Here is an 18358-nt window from a genome sequence, read left to right as displayed (position 1 = left end):
TCATGCCAAGATCAAAAATTTGAAATCATTCTAAATAAAATCCAAATAAAAAAAGAGAAGCAATGTCTAATTGCTTCTCTTTTTTTTATTATAATTAAAGAATTATTTCTTCTTATTTTTTTGCTGTTCCTGAGTTTTTTGCTGCTCCTGAGCTTTCTCCATCATTTCTCTCATTCTCTTCTGGAACTTACCTTCTGCTTTTGGCTTTTCCTTGTTAGACTGAATCTGAGCGTGAATTTTCTTTTCATCCAGAATCACGTATTTAATCACCAGGATAATTAAGATGTTAATCGCATTCGATACAAAGTAATACCAGGAAAGACCTGAAGCTGATGTATTAAGGAAGAATAGGAATGTAATCGGGAAGATATACATTAAAACCTTCATATTTGGCATTCCTTCCTGCTGAGGCTGCTGCATATTCCCTGAAGTCATGACAGTATATATCAAGATAACAACCGTACAAGCTAATGCAAAAATACTTAAGTGATCACCAAGGAAAGGAACTTTAAACGGAAGCTTGATCAAATCATCATAAGCCGTTAAATCTTTTGCAAACCAGAACCCTTGTCCTCTAAGATCAATAAAGTTCGGGAAGAAACGGAATAAAGCATAAAAGATCGGAATCTGTACCAATGCCGGCAAACATCCCGCCATCTGATTCACTCCTGCTTTTCTATAGATCTCCATCGTAGCCTGCTGCTTCTTCATTGGATCTGCATCCTTAAATTTAGCATTCGCTTCATCAATTTCCGGACGGATCACCTTCATCATCGCACTCAATTTATGCTGCTTATACATAATTGGCGACAGGATCAATTTCACAATAATTGTCATTACAAAAATCACCCAACCTGCTGATAATCCCCACGCAGCAATAATGCTATACAGCCACATGAAGAAGTAACGGTTCATTGCTCCGATGAATGACCAACCTAACGGAAGAATTTCATCAAAGTTTTTATCATAGGATTTAAGCAATGGTAAATCCAATGGCATGAAATACCATGTGAAATCCTGGTTCAGCTCACTTCCTGTCATCTGAACAAAACCTTCATAGTTGAGTTTCTTCAAATATTCTCCTTCTTCAACATTTTCCTGATTTCCTTTGCTCTGAGTAAATCCGTTTTTAGCTTCAATTACTGAAGTAAAAAACTGCTGCTTTACACCAATCCAGTTAAGAGTTTCCTTTTCCTCTTCCATTGTCGTTCTTCCATCATAATCATAGTCTTTATAATTATTGAATGCATACGAGAATTCTGAGTGAGACTGCTCTTGAGCTCTACCTTTCTCTAGGTTTCTTACATTATAGTCCCAGATAAAATCAGCTTTATTGTCTGAAGTAATTTTGGAAAGTCCCTGAGTTCTTACTTTAAAATCAAGAGTGTATTTTGGAAGTAGCGTGTAAATGAATTGAATTACAGCACCATTATAATCTGCAGTTAAGGTTACAGCATTTCCATTAACAGAAGGTGAGAAAACTAAATCTTTAGTATTAACAATCTTTCCTGTTTTGTCTTTAAACTGAAAACCATAGTTTGAATTATTTTTAGTAATCAGATAAAGTGGTTGATCTGCATTGTCTGTTTTGTGGTTGTATGCTTTATATTTTAAAAGCTCTACTTTGGAAACCTGTCCTCCTAAGCTTGAAAATTCAAGTTTCAGTTCATTATTCCCAAGACTTGCAGTCTGGATAGAGTTAGGAGTTACATTTGGATTGATATTGTTTGCCTGAGTTTGCTTTACGGCATTTTTTACCTGTTCCGTTTTCTGCTGCTGAGCTTTTAACTCCTCTTCTTTTGCTTGTTTGTTCTGGAAATAGAACATAAAACCGAAGAGAACCAGGCATAAAACCGCGAAACTAATCATTTGTTTCTTATCGATTCCGTTGTTTTGTTGCATTTTATTTTATATTAAAATTTTAAACTTAGGATGTACCTGTAACGTACATAATTTTGAGCTGACAAAAATACTGTTTTTTTATCAAAACTCTATGCTTTACGATGTTACTATATAATAAACTCAAGCTGAGAATAATCAGCTTGAGTTTATGTATAGACGTTTATGATAAAATATTACCTTATTTCTTTTCGCAAGCCTTGATGAAAGCTCTGAATAAAGGATGCGGTGTTGCTACCGTACTCTTATATTCCGGGTGATACTGAACTCCTACATAGAATGGGTGATCAGGAAGCTCAAGTGCTTCTACCAAGCCTGTTTCAGGGTTTGTACCTGTAGCAAGGAAACCATTTTTCTCAAATTCCTGAAGATAATCACTGTTGAATTCATAACGGTGACGGTGTCTTTCAGAAATATTTTTGCTTCCGTAGATATCAAATAGTTTAGAACCGTTTTTTAAAGAACATTTCCAAGCTCCAAGACGCATTGTTCCTCCTTTATCAATTACATTTTTCTGTTCCTCCATTAATGAGATCACAGGATCCGGAGTTGCTGTATCAAATTCTACTGAATTCGCTTTTGTATGTCCTAAAACATTTCTTGCAAATTCAACAGTCATGATCTGCATTCCTAAACAGATTCCCAACATTGGAATTTTATTTTCTCTTGCATATTTTGCTGTAAGAACTTTTCCTTCAATCCCTCTGTCTCCAAAGCCAGGAGCCACAAGGATACCATTCACTCCTTTCAAAGTATCTTTAATATTTTCCTCTGTGATATCTCCACTGTATACCCATCTTACTTTTACTTCAGTTTCAAGGTCAGCACCCGCGTGTTTGAAAGCTTCAGCAATAGAAATATAGGAATCCTGAAGGGAAATATATTTTCCAACCAATGCAATCTCAACTGTTTTCTTAGGATTCTGGAATTTCTTAAGGAAGTTCTTCCAGTCTTTAAGATCAGCTGTTTTATCACTTTTCAGATCCAGTTCTTTCAATACTACATCATCAAAGTTTTGTTTCTGAAGATACATAGGAACTTCATAGATCGTTTCCAAATCTTTACACTCAATAACGTTTTCTAAAGCAACGTTACAGAATTGAGCCAGCTTTGCTCTCTGATCTTTAGGAATTTTATGTTCTGTTCTGCAAACTAAAACATCTGCCATAATTCCGCTTTCCATCAATTGACGAACGGAGTGCTGGGATGGTTTGGTTTTTAATTCTCCACTTGAAGCCAGATAAGGCAGTAAAGTAAGGTGAATCACCATAGAATTGCGCTCTCCCAATTCCCATTTCAACTGACGAACAGTTTCAATGTATGGCAAAGATTCAATATCCCCTACAGTTCCTCCGATTTCCGTAATGATGATATCGTAATTCTGTTTTGAAAGGATTTTTATTCTACGTTTGATTTCGTTAGTAATATGAGGAATTACCTGAACTGTTTTTCCAAGGAAATCTCCTTTTCTTTCTTTTTCAATTACAGTCTGATAAATTTTTCCTGTAGTAACGTTGTTGTTTTGGGATGTAGGAGCATCAAGGTAACGCTCGTAGTGGCCTAAATCCAGATCCGTCTCCGCACCATCTTCAGTTACATAACACTCTCCGTGCTCATAAGGATTCAAAGTTCCTGGGTCGATATTGATATAAGGATCTAATTTTTGGATCGTTACATTAAAGCCGCGTGATTTTAGTAGAAGTCCCAGAGAAGCAGAAACGATTCCCTTTCCCAAAGATGAAGTTACACCTCCTGTCACAAAGATGTACTTTGTATTCTTTTTACTCATTAGATTAGGTTTGTGCAAAGTTATGGGAAAAAGAGATACAAAGCAATTATTTACATTTTGAAAATTCAAAAACACCACTCAAACAATTATAAAACCTGATAAAAATTTTTATCTATATTTGATATAAGCAAATGAAACAAAGCTATAGCCACTATGATTTCCGTTTATAAACTAACAGTGAATTTGTTTCAAGTTAAAATATTTTTAATCCTCTCTCCAACTTCGAAGATAACACAAATATTATATCAGCTTTTATAAACAAAAAAGGTTTTCCATGGAACGGAAAACCTTTCTATCTTTTATATTTTACAATGTTATTGCTTAACCAATTCAAAGTAAGCCGTTACTTCAACATCTTTCGCAATCCCAGCTCCTGTAGGATCATACTTGATTCCGTAATCCAGACGGTTTACTGTAAATTTCGTCTGAATTCCCATGATTTCTTTTCCGTCTTTATTTTTTGTAATTCCACCGAATGTAGCTGGAGCACTGATTTCTTTTTCTACCCCTTTCATAGTCAGTTTCCCTTTTACGATATAATTGTTGTTTTTATCTTTTGTAACAGAAGAACTTTTAAATTCAATAGTAGGATATTTAGCAACATCAAAAAACTCTTCGCTTATGAGATGTCTGTCTCTCATGTCTACTCCCGTATTAATGGTAGGAACACTGATTGAAAAGTTTAAATCGGCATTATCAAGATTGGCACCACTAGTCGCCGCTTTTCCGTCAAATTTATCAAATCTTCCCTGCACAAAACTAATTCCCATGTGCTTGATATTAAAATTGACCGATGAATGCATCTGGTCCACCTGCCAGGTTCCCTGTGCAAACGCCACAACACTTAAAAACGCAAATACGAAAGATAAAAATACTTTTTTCATTGTAATTATATTTTACATTAATATTTTAATTGAATGAAGCTAAGATATGAAAGATATTTCTACTGCGAATGGATTAGTTTTTAATATTAAATCCATTTAGATTCTGAAAGAAAAATGCTTTTTTATAACTTCGCAGTATGGCAAAACTGAAAACAGCATATTTCTGTCAAAACTGCGGAACACAATATCCACAATGGCTCGGACAATGTAAAAACTGTGGAGAATGGAACTCTCTGGTGGAAGAAGTGGTTGAAAAACCTTCTCATAAAACTCCCCCTTTCTCAAAAACCAAACAACATGTAATCAATATTGTTGAAGTGGTAACGAGTGAAGAGCCAAGAATAAAAACTCCTTCAGATGAACTGAACCGCGTTTTAGGAGGTGGAATTGTTTTAGGTTCCGTTACGTTGATTGGTGGTGAACCGGGAATTGGGAAGTCTACCCTTCTGCTTCAGCTTGCTTTAAAAATGAAGAAAAAAATCTTCTATGTTTCGGGGGAGGAAAGTGCTTCTCAGATTAAAATGAGAGCAGACAGGCTTACGGATATTCAAAATCCTAACTGCTTCCTTTTTACTGAGACATCATTGGAAAAAATTCTTCATGAGGCAAAAAAACTAGAACCGGATTTTATGATTATTGACTCTATTCAGACTCTGCAGTCTCAACTGATAGAAAGTTCTCCGGGAACAGTTTCCCAAATCCGGGAATGCTCCAATGAAATCATCAAATATGCCAAAGAAAACAATACTCCGGTATTTCTCGTAGGACACATTACCAAAGATGGTCAGATTGCAGGACCAAAAGTGCTGGAACATATGGTGGATGTTGTTCTGAACTTTGATGGAGACCGGAATCACCTTTTCAGATTGCTGAGAGCTAATAAAAACCGTTTTGGATCTACTTCCGAGATTGGGATCTATGAAATGGTTTCTCAGGGACTGAAAGAAATTAAAAATCCTTCTGAAATTCTGATCACCAAGAAATTTGAAGAACTTTCCGGGAACTCCGTTGCGGTAACTCTGGAAGGAAACCGGCCTATGCTTCTGGAGATTCAGGCATTGGTAAGTACTGCCGTTTATGGTACTCCTCAAAGAAGTTCCACCGGGTTTGATTCCAAGAGGCTGAATATGCTTTTGGCTGTACTGGAAAAAAGAGCAGGTTTTCAATTGGGAGCTAAAGACGTTTTCCTGAATATTACCGGAGGAATAAAAACAGACGATCCGGCACTGGATCTGGCAGTGGTAGCTTCTGTTCTTTCATCCAATGAGGATATCGCCATCTCAGAACATTACTGCTTTGCCGGAGAAATCGGATTAAGTGGTGAAATACGTCCTGTAGCACAGGTGGAACAAAGAATTACTGAGGCTGAAAAGCTTGGTTATGAAAAAATATTTGTATCCAATCTTAATAAAATTCCGAAAAGAAAATTTGGGATAAAGATCGAAGAAGTAAGTAAGATTGAGGATTTTCATGAGAGGCTTTTCTAATGTGAATGGTCAGTTTTGCTTCGCAAGTCAATGGTGAATGGGATGTTGATGAAAAATTCACAAGCGAAGCGGATTCACGATTCACATTTAATTCATACCTTTAAGTTATGAATTATCTGGCGCATTCTTTTCTTTCTTTTACCGACGGACAGATCGTTGGTCAGTTTCTCGAAGATTTTATCCGCAACAGGGATCGTTTTTCTTTCCCGAAAGATATTCAGGACGGAATTACCCTGCACAGAGCTATTGATACTTATACAGACTCCCATCCCGCGATTCATGAAGCTAAAAAAGTATTTGCTCCTTTGGTAAGATTGTATGCCGGTGCATTTGTAGATGTCTCAATGGATCACTTTGTGGCAAGAGATCTTTCCCTTAATTCTCTGACAGAATGGAAAGCCCATTCTCTTAAGGTTTACAGCGCTTTGAATGCCCATGAACAATGGCTGCCTGAAAATTTAAAAAAAATGCTGGTTAAAATGGAACAGGATGACTGGCTTTATAATTACCGTGAAGACTGGGGAATTAAATTCAGTATTCAGAATGTGCTCAATAAAGCAAAATATCTGGATAAAGATATTCCTGTTTTTGAAGCTTTTTTAAAAAATAAGGATCATCTTCAGCAATGTTATGATGATTTTTTTCCTGACCTGCTGGAACACACAAAAGGAATTAATTCATTATTACAACTGGAAAATTAAAAGCGTCCCACAAACCCTATTCCTAAAGGTCCCGCATTAATATCCCATGCAATTTTATTTTTATTTTGCTGTTTAATATTATATTTTTTATCCTCTTCGTATTTTTCCTTTCTTTTCATAAATTTATCGATCCCTTCAACAATGGCAATACTCATAATAGCACTTAAAGTAACATCAGAAAACCAATGAGCCCCTTCAAGCAATCTTGAAACCGGAACAACAGACCCTACAGCTAAAATTCCACCTTTTACCCATGGATTTTCAAATTGTTTGGATAATGCATAGCTCGTTGTGATGGAAAGCACAGTATGTCCGGATGGAAAGCTCCTGAAATTGGCATCTCTTCCGTAGGGTTTGAAGAAGTGTTTTCCAAGCCCTGCTCCCGGCCTGGCTCTTCCCGTTGCCGATTTTGAAATTTGCTGAATAGCTCCTGTTGCACTTGCTGCTGTAATCATCAGAACTCCTGTTCTTCTCAGCTTTTCATTATTAATCAAAAGACCCGTTACATACACGGCACCCGTAATACCATAATTGATCTGTGGACTCCCAAAATACCACCCGAATTTTTTTAAAACATTAGGCACATTTTCCCTATTTCTGATAAAGGCACGGCTGATGTCTTCATCTGCAAGGTATATCATTCCTACAGTAGCAACAGTAGCTCCTAATCTAATATAATCTTTCTTCTCCCAGGATAAAGGACGCGTAAAAGCATTCCCAAAACCTCCCGCCATTGTCACAAGATCATATTTAAAATGTCCCCAAATATCATTTTTCCTGTTCCTATTCTTTGTGAAAGAATACTGTGGATCAGTTTCATCCAAATGTAAAAGTGATATCGAATCTTTGTCTGCAATAAGACTGTCAGAAGCATTATTAACAATGAGACTGTCCTGTTGAGCAAACAATGTGAAAGAAATTAATATGGCAAATACAGTAAACGCTTTTCTTCTCTTCATAACCTAATAAAAACAAGACGCAAAACTATCTAATTAATATTATTTTATGTTAAATGAAAAGTTTTTAAAATAAATAACGATGATTAATGATTTCGATTATAATTTTAAATGCAAAAACAAATCGAATTAAAATTGCTTAAATAAATAACGGTTGGGATACGTCATCTTCTCACTTTTCCTTTCTCCTTTTACAATGATGTGAACGATATTGATCTGATCATCGAAAAGGTTGTACAAAAAACTTACAGCAGTTTCCACTTTTTTAGGTGTGGCTACAGGTTCAGATTCGAGAAATATATCTACAGATTCCTGATCTTCTTCATAACCAATATAGTTTACTTTCAAAAATTTGTTATCTGCTTTTAATTTGAAATATTCCGAACAGTATTTTTGCAGGGCATCATTCAATTTTGCTTTGTATTTTTCATCATTAAAATGAAAAGATCCCCCATATTTTTTTCCCAATCCGTTTTCCATATCATCTAGGAAGAATCGCCCGGTCACTTCAAATGTTCTGGATTTTGAATTATAATTAATTTCCACAGAGCCTACATGATAGGGATGAAAAACTTCATCATCTGTAAAGCTCTGAAATACCAAGGTTACGAATAAAAAAAATCCAAAAAAAAGCTTACCCGACATGAATTCTATTTTTACAGCAAATATAAAAAAAGCAGCAGTTATAAAAACTGCTGCTTCTGATAATAATTGATTGATGAAGATTTATTGTTTAATTACTTTTTTCGTAATTTTTGTGTTATCATCCAGTACAATGGTGAACAGATAAGTTCCTCTTACCAGTTCTGAAACATCAATTTTCCCGGCATTGATATTTACATTTACGGTTTTAACCAGTTTTCCTGATGCATCATAAATAGTTACCACTCCTTTAGAATATCTGCCTAATGCTACATTCACAAAATCTTTTGCAGGATTCGGAGTGATATTTACTTCTGAGTTCACCTTAATATCTGCTGTTCCTAATGTTGTTCCTGTTTTCACAAAGTATCCGCCAAAGCCTGTCGTCTGGAAGCTCACTTCCCAGTATTGGTAGGTATCATTCCAGATAATATTTGTAATATCAGGTGTAATAATTGTAGCAGTTCCTCCAAAAGAAGCTACTGTACCCGTAGTACTTGTTCCTGTATATTTTTCAATAAGAAGGTTGGCTTTATTGGCAACATCTGTAGGGGAAGTAGGTAATTTCACTCCGTTGGTCAGATTATAAGCGTCAAAATCACTCTGTTTAAAGTATAAAGTTACTTTTCCGGTTGCAGTGGCTGCATTCGTATCCGGATTTATTTCATATCTTCTTGCAACATAGTTTGGCTGTGCATTATCCACCCATACCTTTGATGTCGTATTTCCTGTTACAGTACTCGCGGCTTCTTTTTCAACTCTGGAGATCAGCTGGCAGGCATTGGTAAAATAGTTATACCCATTAGCTACTGTACTTGCTTTAGTTTGATTGGATGTTGCCAAGTTCTTCACTTCAGCAACGTTTTCATAAACCACAGCTCTCATTTTAAGATCGAATGTTCTGGAAGTCCATGTTGCACCATCTGTAGACGTTTTGGATCTGTTATTGACCACCGCATTCTCAGCTTTCATGGCAATCCTTCCGCCTAATCCATTGACAACAATATAAAATTCTTTTCCGGTGACCATTTGTACATTCAGATCTGAAAGATTCACATAATTCCAGGTAAATCTCTGCACATTATTAAGCCATGAAGTAATGGTTTTAGTGGCTATAATATCTCCGGGATTCCCATTTGCATCTACTTTTCTGATTTGAATATCTACCGGAATGTCAGAAGGAAGCGAAGTTCCCGTTAAGAATGAAAATCCTCCCAGTTTTCCTGTCAGGGTTGGTGTATATCGGACAGCAAGGGCTATATTATCAAAATAATAATTAGATTCTGTATTGGCAATAATATAAGGTTCATCATAACCTACCGTCTCAAAATTAGATTTTACACATCCCAGCTCATCAGTCACTGCCTTGTAAATGTCCAGTTTACCATATCCCCATCTCATGTTGGGTACAGTTCCCGTTGCTCCGTCCATTCTTGCATTAGAGGTAAGGCGTGTTTTTACCTGGGCTGCCGTTAATGCCGGATTGGCCTGCAGCAATAATCCTACAGCTCCTGCTACACCGGGTGAAGACATACTTGTTCCCTGGTTTTTTACATAATAATTGGTTCCTGCAATAATATCTGTAGTACCAGGAGCAGAATCACCTGATCTTGATGAAATCACATTCTGGCCAGAAGCAGCAATATCCGGTTTCTGAAAACCATCTGTTCTTGGTCCCTGTCCGCTAAATGAAGATATAGACTCCTGCGGAGTAAGTGTGAAATAGCCGCTTGTTCCACTATACCAGCTGGCTCTTCCCATGTATGAAGCTACTGTAATCGCATTGGAAGCATTCCCTGGACTTCCTACAATATATTCATTATCCCCGTTTTGCAATGTGGTTTGCACTCCCTGGCTGTACAGCCAGCCATGGGTTGTTATTTGCTGCGCTCCATTATTGGTAATTTCCAATGTATAATTTCCCTGAACATTGGTGGTTCCGGAGGTTCTGGTTACGACTAACTGTACGTATCTTTTGTTGTTATCGTTGCTCCAATAGTTATACATAGTTGCCGTAAGACCTCCTCCCAATATGGTGTGAGTGGTAGTCGTACTTATATTCTGTGTATATTGCTGTCCATCGGGAGTAGTCAATTTTGCTGTAACAGCGGTATTATCATTGGCATACATAATGAATGAAAACACTGAAGTTGCGGAAGTATTGCTTGCTACTGTAAAGTTATATGTCTGTGCCGCACCAGCTGCAATATCCACTTTTCTGTGAAGGTTAGCTCCGTAATCATTTCCGGCAGAAATAACCACCACTCTACCAGGTCCTGATGCTGTAAAATTATTAACGGCCACTTCATGACTGGATGTTCCGTCATGAGCTGTTCCCTGGCCACCAATACTCATATTGACAACGATAGGTTTATTAAGTGCCGTTGCAACGTTTTTGAAATAAGTTAGGGCATTAATGGTATTCGTTGTAGGAAAAGAACCATTTCCCCCTTTTACAAATACAATATCTGCATCAGATGAAAATCCTTTATGTCTTTTATCTGTAAAAGCAGCACCATTTCCGGCTGCTGTACCTGAAACATGGGTTCCATGTCCGTTGGTATCATTTTCACGAACAAATCCTACCGGCGTTCCATCCAGCTCATCTTCAATCTGTGCTCTTGTATATTCTACACCTGTTGAAAATCCTGTAGGAGTGGTTTCTCCAAATTGTGCCGTTAATGTCTGATCCCAGATCGAAACAATTCTGCTTTTGGTCTGGTCATTAGCTTTTCTGAAGTCCGGATGTTTCCAGTCTATTCCACTGTCATAAATTCCTACCAGAACACCGGTACCATTATAAGCTGTATTATTGAAAACTCCATCCTGCAGAAGACTTGCTCCGGACTGGGCTCTGCTCACGTCATTATGAAGCCCATCAAATGCCGGCCCCATTACAGATGTTACATACGGAAGCTGCACAAGTCTTTCAATATCTTCAATGGAAACTAAAGCTGTGGAAAAGGTTGGCAGCTGACTCTGAATAATGAAACCGTCTGCTTTCAGTTTTTCCGGCTCTTTAGTATAAATAATACATGAATACATTGTTTGTGCTCCTTTTGAAGTCACCACCAGATGTTGATCAAGTTTCATATCCGGGCGTTCCAGTTCTTTAACCGCTCTCCCATTGGCAATACTTTCTTTATTTTTCAATAAAATGTCAAATCGGGAGTCCAGTTTCTGTACCTGCCCGTAAAAAGCATAGGAATACAATCCTAAAAAGGCTGCTGTTGCATTTCTCAGAAGCTTCGATCCTCCGTGTGAAATGCTTACTTTTGTAAAAAATAATTTTTTAATATCCATATTTCATTTTTAAGCAATACAATTATACAATTTTTATTTAAATCAAAAATAAGATCAACAATTAACAAACAACAAACGTAAAAACTAAATCAAATAACAAAATTAATAACATTTTAACAAAATATTTAAAATATAAAATTTTTCAACCAAAATGCAGGATTTTCTTTTTTATTTAAACCTTGGATGGGAACATATCATTTCTTTGGATGCCTTAGATCATCAGCTATTTGTTCTGGCTCTGATTGCTGTTTATTCTTACAGTGACTGGAAAAAAATACTGATCCTTGTCACCGCATTTACAATCGGACATTCCATTACGTTAGCTTTAAGTATTCTGGATGTCTTCAGAGTTTCGTCTGACTGGGTTGAGTTTTTAATTCCTCTGACGATTGTCCTGACATCATTGGATAATATCATTATGAAAAATCAGAAGCAGACCTTGATGCGTGCCAATTACTATCTTGCTCTGATCTTTGGCCTGGTCCATGGAATGGGATTTGCCAATACTGCAAGAGTAATGATAGCGAAAAGTCAAAGTATTGCTTTACCTCTGCTGGGATTCAATATTGGTTTGGAACTTGGGCAGATTGTAATTGTTGTTGCGATCTTACTCATCCTGTTTATTTCACTCAATCTTTTCAAAGTGAATAAAAAAGACTGGATACTCTTTGTTTCTTCCGGGGTATTTGCTTTATCCTTAAAAATGACTTTGGAAAGAATTCCTTTTTAAAAGTTAAATATTTTTATTATTTCAAGAGCTTATTACTATCTTTGATCATCAATAAATCATTTCGGTTATGAAACTAAAAGTTATTATACTTTCATTTTCTGTATTTGCATATACAGGTTTCACCGCACAAAATATTCAGAATAACCCGGGCAGCAACCATGGCAACAAGTTTGAACAACTGGGAACAATTCTTCCAACACCCAACATTTACAGAACGGCTTCAGGAGCTCCGGGACACGGATACTGGCAAAACAGAGCCGACTATAACATTACCGCCTATCTGGATGAGGATAAAAGAAATCTGAAAGGTTCAGAAACGGTGACTTACTACAACAATTCTCCTGATGATCTGGATTATATTTGGCTGCAGCTAGATGAAAACGAACATTCAAGCATCAGAAATGCAGGGTATGATACTTCATCTGTTCTTCCTCCTTCAACGACCGACCAGCAGCTTAAGGCAACTGAACTTCCAGTAAAAGATAATGGCTATGGTGTGAGTCTTGAAAAAGTAACAGATGCTTCAGGTAGTGCTTTGAGGTATACGGTCAACAAAACCATGATGCGTATTGATCTTCCTAAAGTTTTGAAAAAGGGTGAGAAATTCGTTTTCAAAGTAGACTGGAACTACAATATCTCCAACAGGATGAAGATGGGAGGCCGTGGCGGTTACGAAAACTTCCCTGAGGATGGTAATGATCTGTATACGATGACCCAATGGTATCCCAGAATGTGTGTATACAGTGACTTCCAGGGCTGGCAAAACCATCAGTTTACCGGAAGAGGTGAATTTGCACTGGTTTTCGGAGATTTTAAAGTTTCAATGAATGTTCCTTCCGATCATATTGTAGGCGGAACAGGAGAATGTAAAAATTACGATCAGGTATTAACGTCTGATCAATTATCAAGATATAGAAAAGCTGAAAATGCAACTGAACCTATCGAAATCGTAACATTGGATGAAGCTAAGAAAGCAGAAAAAAATCATTCAAAACAAAGAAAAACATGGGTTTTTGAAGCGAAGGATGTTCGTGATTTTGCATGGACTTCTTCGAGAAAATTTGTCTGGGACGGAATGCGTGTAACGATTCCTGAAAACAATAATAAAGTAATGGCAATGAGTTTCTATCCAAAAGAATCTTACGGTCTTTACAGAAAGTTTTCCACAAAAGCGGTTGCTCATACCATTAAAACCTATTCAGAATTTACCATTCCTTATCCATATCCTGTAGCGCAGTCTGTAGAAGCCGCCAACGGGATGGAATATCCGATGATCTGTTTCAATTTCGGAAGAACTGAGAAAGACGGAACGTATTCTGAAGGGACCAAAAACGGAATGCTTGGAGTAATTATTCATGAAGTGGGACACAACTTCTTCCCAATGATCATCAATTCTGATGAAAGACAGTGGGCATGGATGGATGAAGGTCTGAACACGTTTACAGAATATCTTACTGAAGAAAAATGGGATAATAAATTCCCTTCCAAAAGAGGACCGGCCTGGACGATCGTAGATTATATGAAACTACCGAAAGATCAGCTGGAGCCTATCATGAGCAACTCTGAAAATATTGTTCAGTATGGCCCGAACGCGTATTCAAAACCTGCAACAGGATTGAATATTCTTCGTGAAACGATCATGGGAAGAGAGCTTTTCGACAAAGCTTTTAAAACATATGCTAAAAGATGGGCTTTTAAACATCCTGAACCTGCAGATTTATTCCGTACAATGGAAGATGCCAGTGGTGAAGACCTTGATTGGTTCTGGAGAGGCTGGTTCTATGGTACAGATCCCGTAGATATTGCTATTGATAAAGTAACGGTAGCCGTTCCCAATCTGGAGACCGATCCTAAAGCTGCTGCTGAAGTGAAATATCAGGTTGAAAAACCATTGGTGAACAGTTTTGAAGATCTTTCAAAAATCAGAAACAGAGAAGATAAGAATATTAAATTCTATGTAGATACTGACAAAGCTGCACAGGATTTCTATTATAAATATGACAGAGGACAGGAAAAGGTAGACAATAACAAGGAATATGTCATCAAAACAGAAGCTGGTCTTCCTTTAGATGCTAAGGATAAAGAGAAGTTCAAAAATATTACAGGATATCAGATCGATTTTGTAAACAAAGGCGGACTGGTAATGCCTATCATTCTTGAGTTCACTTTTGAGGATGGTTCCAAAGTGTATGATAAATCTGCAGCACAGATCTGGAGGCTGAATGAGCAAAAGGTTTCCAAGACGTATTATTTTGAAAAGAAAGTAAAATCTATTCAGCTTGATCCAATGAGAGAAACTGCTGATATTGATACCACCAATAATCTCTGGAGCAGCACCGGATCCGGTACTGAAACTTCAAAATTCCAACTCTTTAAACAAAAACAGGAAGGAGGAGCTGTGAGAGGTGGCTCAACCGGAAAGGTGAATCCAATGCAGGCCGCAGGAAAGAGTTAAAAACCAAAAAGTTGTAACTTTTAACAAATACAGCACTACTTATTATTAAAAAGACCATGAGAGCTATTCTTTTCCTTTTTATACTAAGTAGTGCTAATTTTTTTTCACAGAACCTGCTTACTCCACAAAATGCAGGCATTAATCCGAAATTAATACAGGATGAAACGTATGAAGCGATATGGTATGTTGAAAAAGCAGATACAAAAATAGAAATCGGAACTATTGTTACAGACATCAAAAGGCTGAACAAAACAGATCTCCTGATCAGAACAACTGTAAAACTGAAACAGGCTCCTGATGCAAAATGGACAGATTCTACCCTTGTAAAAATATCAAACTTCGCTCCCATTTATCATTCTTCTTACAACTTAAACAGAGATATGGCTCTCAAATCCGAGAAAGGCAAAGTCACCGGATATTATCTTGATAAAAAATCTCAGAAAAAAGATGATATTGATATTCCTGCTGCCCATTATTTTGACAGCAGCAGCTATGCCATGCTGATAAGATATCTTCCTTTAAAAGAAAATTACACCGCTGAGATTTCTATTTTCGACTACAACCCAAAATCTGAGAAAAAAGGAATGATGAAAGCCTACATTCTGGATACTCAAAAAACAGAATATAAAGGAAAACCGGTTTGGGTAGTTAAAACAAATGATGATATCAGTAACAAAAGTACGACTACCACCTATTATATTGATGCTGCAACAAGAAAAATTGTAAAGCAGGATATGGATATGGCAGGAAGAAAAATGTCTTTGGAAACAACTCAGTAATTTACTGAATGTCAAACACCAACACCTATTTCTAGTCTACAAAAAATATAACAATCTGACTTAAAATTCTTTATATTTGAATCACCATAAACACCAAATGTCAAAAACCTGATTGACAATAAATGTTCAGGACTTAAAAAAACAAAATATTACTTATGAAAAATGCCAAATTACTAAGCAGAAATGCTCAGAAAACAATTAATGGCGGAATTGCTGCCAGACTTGTATGTTGCGAACGTGACGATAACGGAAAATGTACTTTGTGGATCGGACCGGGACAAAACTGTCCTTAGTTCTAACATCTGATAACAATTTTGAATAAAGCCGGAAGTTTCCGGCTTTTTCTTTTTATATTCTCAACCTTTGTATTGTTTATTATACTATTGAATAAAAAACCGTTAACAACTGGTAATCAAAATTTTATTTAAAAAAAATAGCAATAATATATATCACATAATAAGGAAAAATAGTATATTTGAACCACTTCTTTTACACCAAATGTCAAAATCCTGATTGACTTTAAATGCTCAGGACGTACCAATCAAAATATTACTAACTATGAAAAACGCTAAATTATTAAGCAGAGATGCTCAGAAATCAATCAATGGCGGAGCAGCAGGACGCATTTGCTGTGAGTACAATTACAAAGGACAGTGTATCCTTTGGATCGGACCGGGACAATATTGCCCATAGTTCTGTCATCTGATAACAATTTTGAATAAAGCCGGAAATTTCCGGCTTTATTTTTTAGCTTAAATGTGTTTTTAAATTCTTTTTATACGTTCTCCCCAATGGAAGTTCGTCCCCATTTTTCAGGAAAACATGACCGGAATTATAAGAATTGATATGATCCGATAGGACGATATAAGACTTATGAATTCTGATAAACCCGAAATGCTGAAACTTTTCTTCAAAATTTGACATTCTCTCCAAAATCATATATTTTTTCAAAGGGGTCATCAGTACAATATATTCCCCGAATCCCTGTATCCAGAGAATATCTTTGAGAAAAACCTTGTTCATCACATAATTGGATTTGAACATAATAAAGTCTTCCTGCTGTTTACTGCCAGCCGAACTTTTAAACTGAACAAAATCCCTTGCTTTATTGACCGCTTTTTTAAAAGTATCAAAATCTACAGGCTTGATAAGATAATGAACAACATCCAGCTCAAATGCTTTCACTGCATATTTTGTTTCCAACGTAAGGAAAATGCACAGCGGCGGGTCAGGAAGCTGCTGCAAAAGCTCTACGCCGTTGATGCCAGGCATATTGATATCGAAAACAACCAGATCCACTTTGTTTGCTTTCAGGAAAGCCAGTGCTTCTTCCGGCTTCTGAAATGAAGCCAGCAATTCAACATCATCAAGCTGACCGCAATATTGTTTTACAAGTTGCAGCGCAGGATATTCATCATCTACATTAACGATAGTCAGGTTAGCCATTGATAGTAATTGTTAAAGCAATTTTATATTGATCATTTTCTTTCGGCCCGGAATAAAATTCATACTGATCAGGATAAAATTTTTCCAATATATGAATAATTGCATCATTACCCAATCCGTGATAATTAGATTCAGCTGCATGAATTCTATCTTTCCCTACAGAATTTATAATTTCAAAATACAGTTCAGAGCGCTCAATATTACAGAATAATTTTATAAAACCATAAGCATCCTCTCCTATTGCTGAGTGTTTTAAAGCATTTTCAAATAAAGTAAGAAGTATAGCAGACGGAATTTCAGCAATGTCAAATTCTTCCTGCTCTTCAATATCCATGACAATATCAAGCTGGTTATTATACTTAAGCTGATATAAAGCTGCAAGCGCTTTCAAGGAAGCAAATTCCTGAGAAACGGTTACTTTTTCTTTTCCGCTGTCATAGATAATATACTTCAGAAGTTTACTCAACTGTAAAATAGAATCCGATGTCTTCTCAGAATGGGTAAAACTGTTCGCGTAAATATTATTAAGGGTGTTCAGCAAAAAATGAGGATTCAGTTTAGACTTCAGCAAATCAAGATAAAGCTGATCTTTTTCTTCTCCAAGGCTGATCACATCCTGCTCTATTAAAAATTTGTCTTTGGTAATCCCCAAAAAAGCTCCTACCAAAATTATGATCGCCTGTGATATATAAATATTATACAAAAAGCCTACATGGTACCCTTTTCCGCTGAAATCTATCTGAAAAACCGCAGGCTCCCACAAAATTCTGAAAAGACTGGACACCAAAAAGCAGATTAAAGCATAGAGAATAAACTCCGGATATTTATTGGATAAGTAAAATCTGGGAACAAGGTAATAGTATACCAGATAGTAAATTCCAATATTGAAAATTGTATTCAAAATAATACTGATCACCAGCTGAGTGGAATCCAGGAAGTAGTTTTCGGTGAAATAAGTCATCAAAATGAAGATAAAAAGGAAAAATACATGCTGAAACCTCAACAAAAATTTCCAACGGTACTTCATAAGACTTTCCAGAATTTTACCACTAAATAAAATCCTGATAATCAATAATATAATAATAAAATTAATGATTAAAAACATAGTCCATACCTTATTTTGAAACGCATCAAATATAAATATCTTTTTGTCTCAAAATGCAGTTCGTTGAGAAAAACTGTCATTGATTGAAAAAATCCAGCCCCGCTCTTTCGAATAAATATATTTGAGAAACCGCAATATTAATCAAATATTACATGAAACTTAATATACAATTCACGCTTATT

Annotated in this window: 15 protein-coding genes; 7 read left to right on the top strand and 8 right to left on the bottom strand. The window is 36.4% G+C overall.

What is annotated here, in order from left to right:
* Positions 1–102: 102 nt before the first annotated feature.
* The 3 genes from yidC to ACPF63_RS00910 all read right to left on the bottom strand — a co-directional run bounded on the left by yidC (position 103) and on the right by ACPF63_RS00910 (position 4572).
* Entirely contained in the window at positions 103–1902 is a 1800-nt protein-coding gene (yidC, locus tag ACPF63_RS00920; RefSeq protein ID WP_077418967.1) for a membrane protein insertase YidC, read from the bottom strand.
* Positions 1903–2080: 178 nt separating this feature from the next.
* Positions 2081–3688: a CTP synthase gene (locus ACPF63_RS00915; protein WP_047386234.1), complete on the bottom strand. Its 1608-nt coding sequence runs from the start codon at positions 3686–3688 to the stop codon at positions 2081–2083.
* A 314-nt stretch (positions 3689–4002) separates the two neighbouring features.
* On the bottom strand, positions 4003–4572 hold the full coding sequence (locus ACPF63_RS00910) for a YceI family protein (protein WP_077418966.1): 570 nt from the start codon (positions 4570–4572) through the stop codon (positions 4003–4005).
* A gap of 137 nt (positions 4573–4709) precedes the next feature.
* Here ACPF63_RS00910 and radA point away from each other — a divergent pair, with 137 nt between their 5' ends.
* On the top strand, positions 4710–6059 hold the full coding sequence (radA, locus tag ACPF63_RS00905; protein ID WP_077418965.1) for a DNA repair protein RadA: 1350 nt from the start codon (positions 4710–4712) through the stop codon (positions 6057–6059).
* Positions 6060–6166: 107 nt separating this feature from the next.
* Entirely contained in the window at positions 6167–6760 is a 594-nt protein-coding gene (locus ACPF63_RS00900) for an ACP phosphodiesterase (RefSeq protein ID WP_219071772.1), read from the top strand.
* On the opposite strand, the gene ACPF63_RS00895 is transcribed toward ACPF63_RS00900, so the two are convergent.
* The 3 genes from ACPF63_RS00895 to ACPF63_RS00885 all read right to left on the bottom strand — a co-directional run bounded on the left by ACPF63_RS00895 (position 6757) and on the right by ACPF63_RS00885 (position 11661).
* Positions 6757–7719 carry a phosphatase PAP2 family protein gene (locus ACPF63_RS00895; protein ID WP_426481673.1) on the bottom strand — a complete coding sequence of 321 codons (963 nt, stop codon included), beginning with the start codon at positions 7717–7719 and terminating at the stop codon, positions 6757–6759. The genes ACPF63_RS00900 and ACPF63_RS00895 overlap by 4 nt on opposite strands.
* A gap of 126 nt (positions 7720–7845) precedes the next feature.
* Positions 7846–8361: a DUF6702 family protein gene (locus ACPF63_RS00890; RefSeq protein ID WP_426481672.1), complete on the bottom strand. Its 516-nt coding sequence runs from the start codon at positions 8359–8361 to the stop codon at positions 7846–7848.
* Between the two features lie 81 nt (positions 8362–8442).
* The gene (locus ACPF63_RS00885) at positions 8443–11661 is read right to left on the bottom strand and encodes a S8/S53 family peptidase (RefSeq protein ID WP_426481671.1); all 3219 of its coding nucleotides are present in this window, start codon (positions 11659–11661) and stop codon (positions 8443–8445) included.
* 151 nt (positions 11662–11812) lie between these two features.
* On the opposite strand from ACPF63_RS00885, the gene ACPF63_RS00880 reads away from it, so the two are divergent.
* From ACPF63_RS00880 to ACPF63_RS00860, 5 genes are all read left to right on the top strand, one after another.
* Positions 11813–12391 (top strand): HupE/UreJ family protein, encoded by a 579-nt coding sequence (locus ACPF63_RS00880; protein ID WP_426481670.1) that lies wholly within the window; start codon positions 11813–11815, stop codon positions 12389–12391.
* Between the two features lie 67 nt (positions 12392–12458).
* On the top strand, positions 12459–14846 hold the full coding sequence (locus ACPF63_RS00875; protein WP_426481669.1) for a M1 family metallopeptidase: 2388 nt from the start codon (positions 12459–12461) through the stop codon (positions 14844–14846).
* 56 nt (positions 14847–14902) lie between these two features.
* Positions 14903–15625 (top strand): hypothetical protein, encoded by a 723-nt coding sequence (locus ACPF63_RS00870; RefSeq protein ID WP_426481668.1) that lies wholly within the window; start codon positions 14903–14905, stop codon positions 15623–15625.
* A gap of 155 nt (positions 15626–15780) precedes the next feature.
* Complete coding sequence (locus ACPF63_RS00865; RefSeq protein ID WP_426481667.1) at positions 15781–15918, top strand: hypothetical protein; 138 nt, start codon at positions 15781–15783, stop codon at positions 15916–15918.
* Positions 15919–16183: 265 nt separating this feature from the next.
* On the top strand, positions 16184–16318 hold the full coding sequence (locus tag ACPF63_RS00860) for a hypothetical protein (RefSeq protein WP_255812661.1): 135 nt from the start codon (positions 16184–16186) through the stop codon (positions 16316–16318).
* Positions 16319–16372: 54 nt separating this feature from the next.
* Here ACPF63_RS00860 and ACPF63_RS00855 read toward each other — a convergent pair whose 3' ends face one another.
* Both ACPF63_RS00855 and ACPF63_RS00850 read right to left on the bottom strand, forming a co-directional pair.
* Positions 16373–17071 (bottom strand): LytR/AlgR family response regulator transcription factor, encoded by a 699-nt coding sequence (locus ACPF63_RS00855; RefSeq protein ID WP_426481666.1) that lies wholly within the window; start codon positions 17069–17071, stop codon positions 16373–16375.
* Positions 17064–18032, bottom strand: a complete 969-nt coding sequence (locus ACPF63_RS00850; RefSeq protein WP_426481665.1) for a sensor histidine kinase — start codon at positions 18030–18032, stop codon at positions 17064–17066. The genes ACPF63_RS00855 and ACPF63_RS00850 overlap by 8 nt, the downstream gene beginning before the upstream one ends.
* Between the last annotated feature and the right edge of the window lie 326 nt (positions 18033–18358).

The sequence above is a fragment of the Chryseobacterium sp. R2ACT005 genome, assembly GCF_049949215.1.
GTDB lineage: Bacteria > Bacteroidota > Bacteroidia > Flavobacteriales > Weeksellaceae > Chryseobacterium.
The sequence above is the reverse complement of the archived record's forward strand: the minus strand, read 5'-3'. Positions and strand labels throughout refer to the sequence as shown.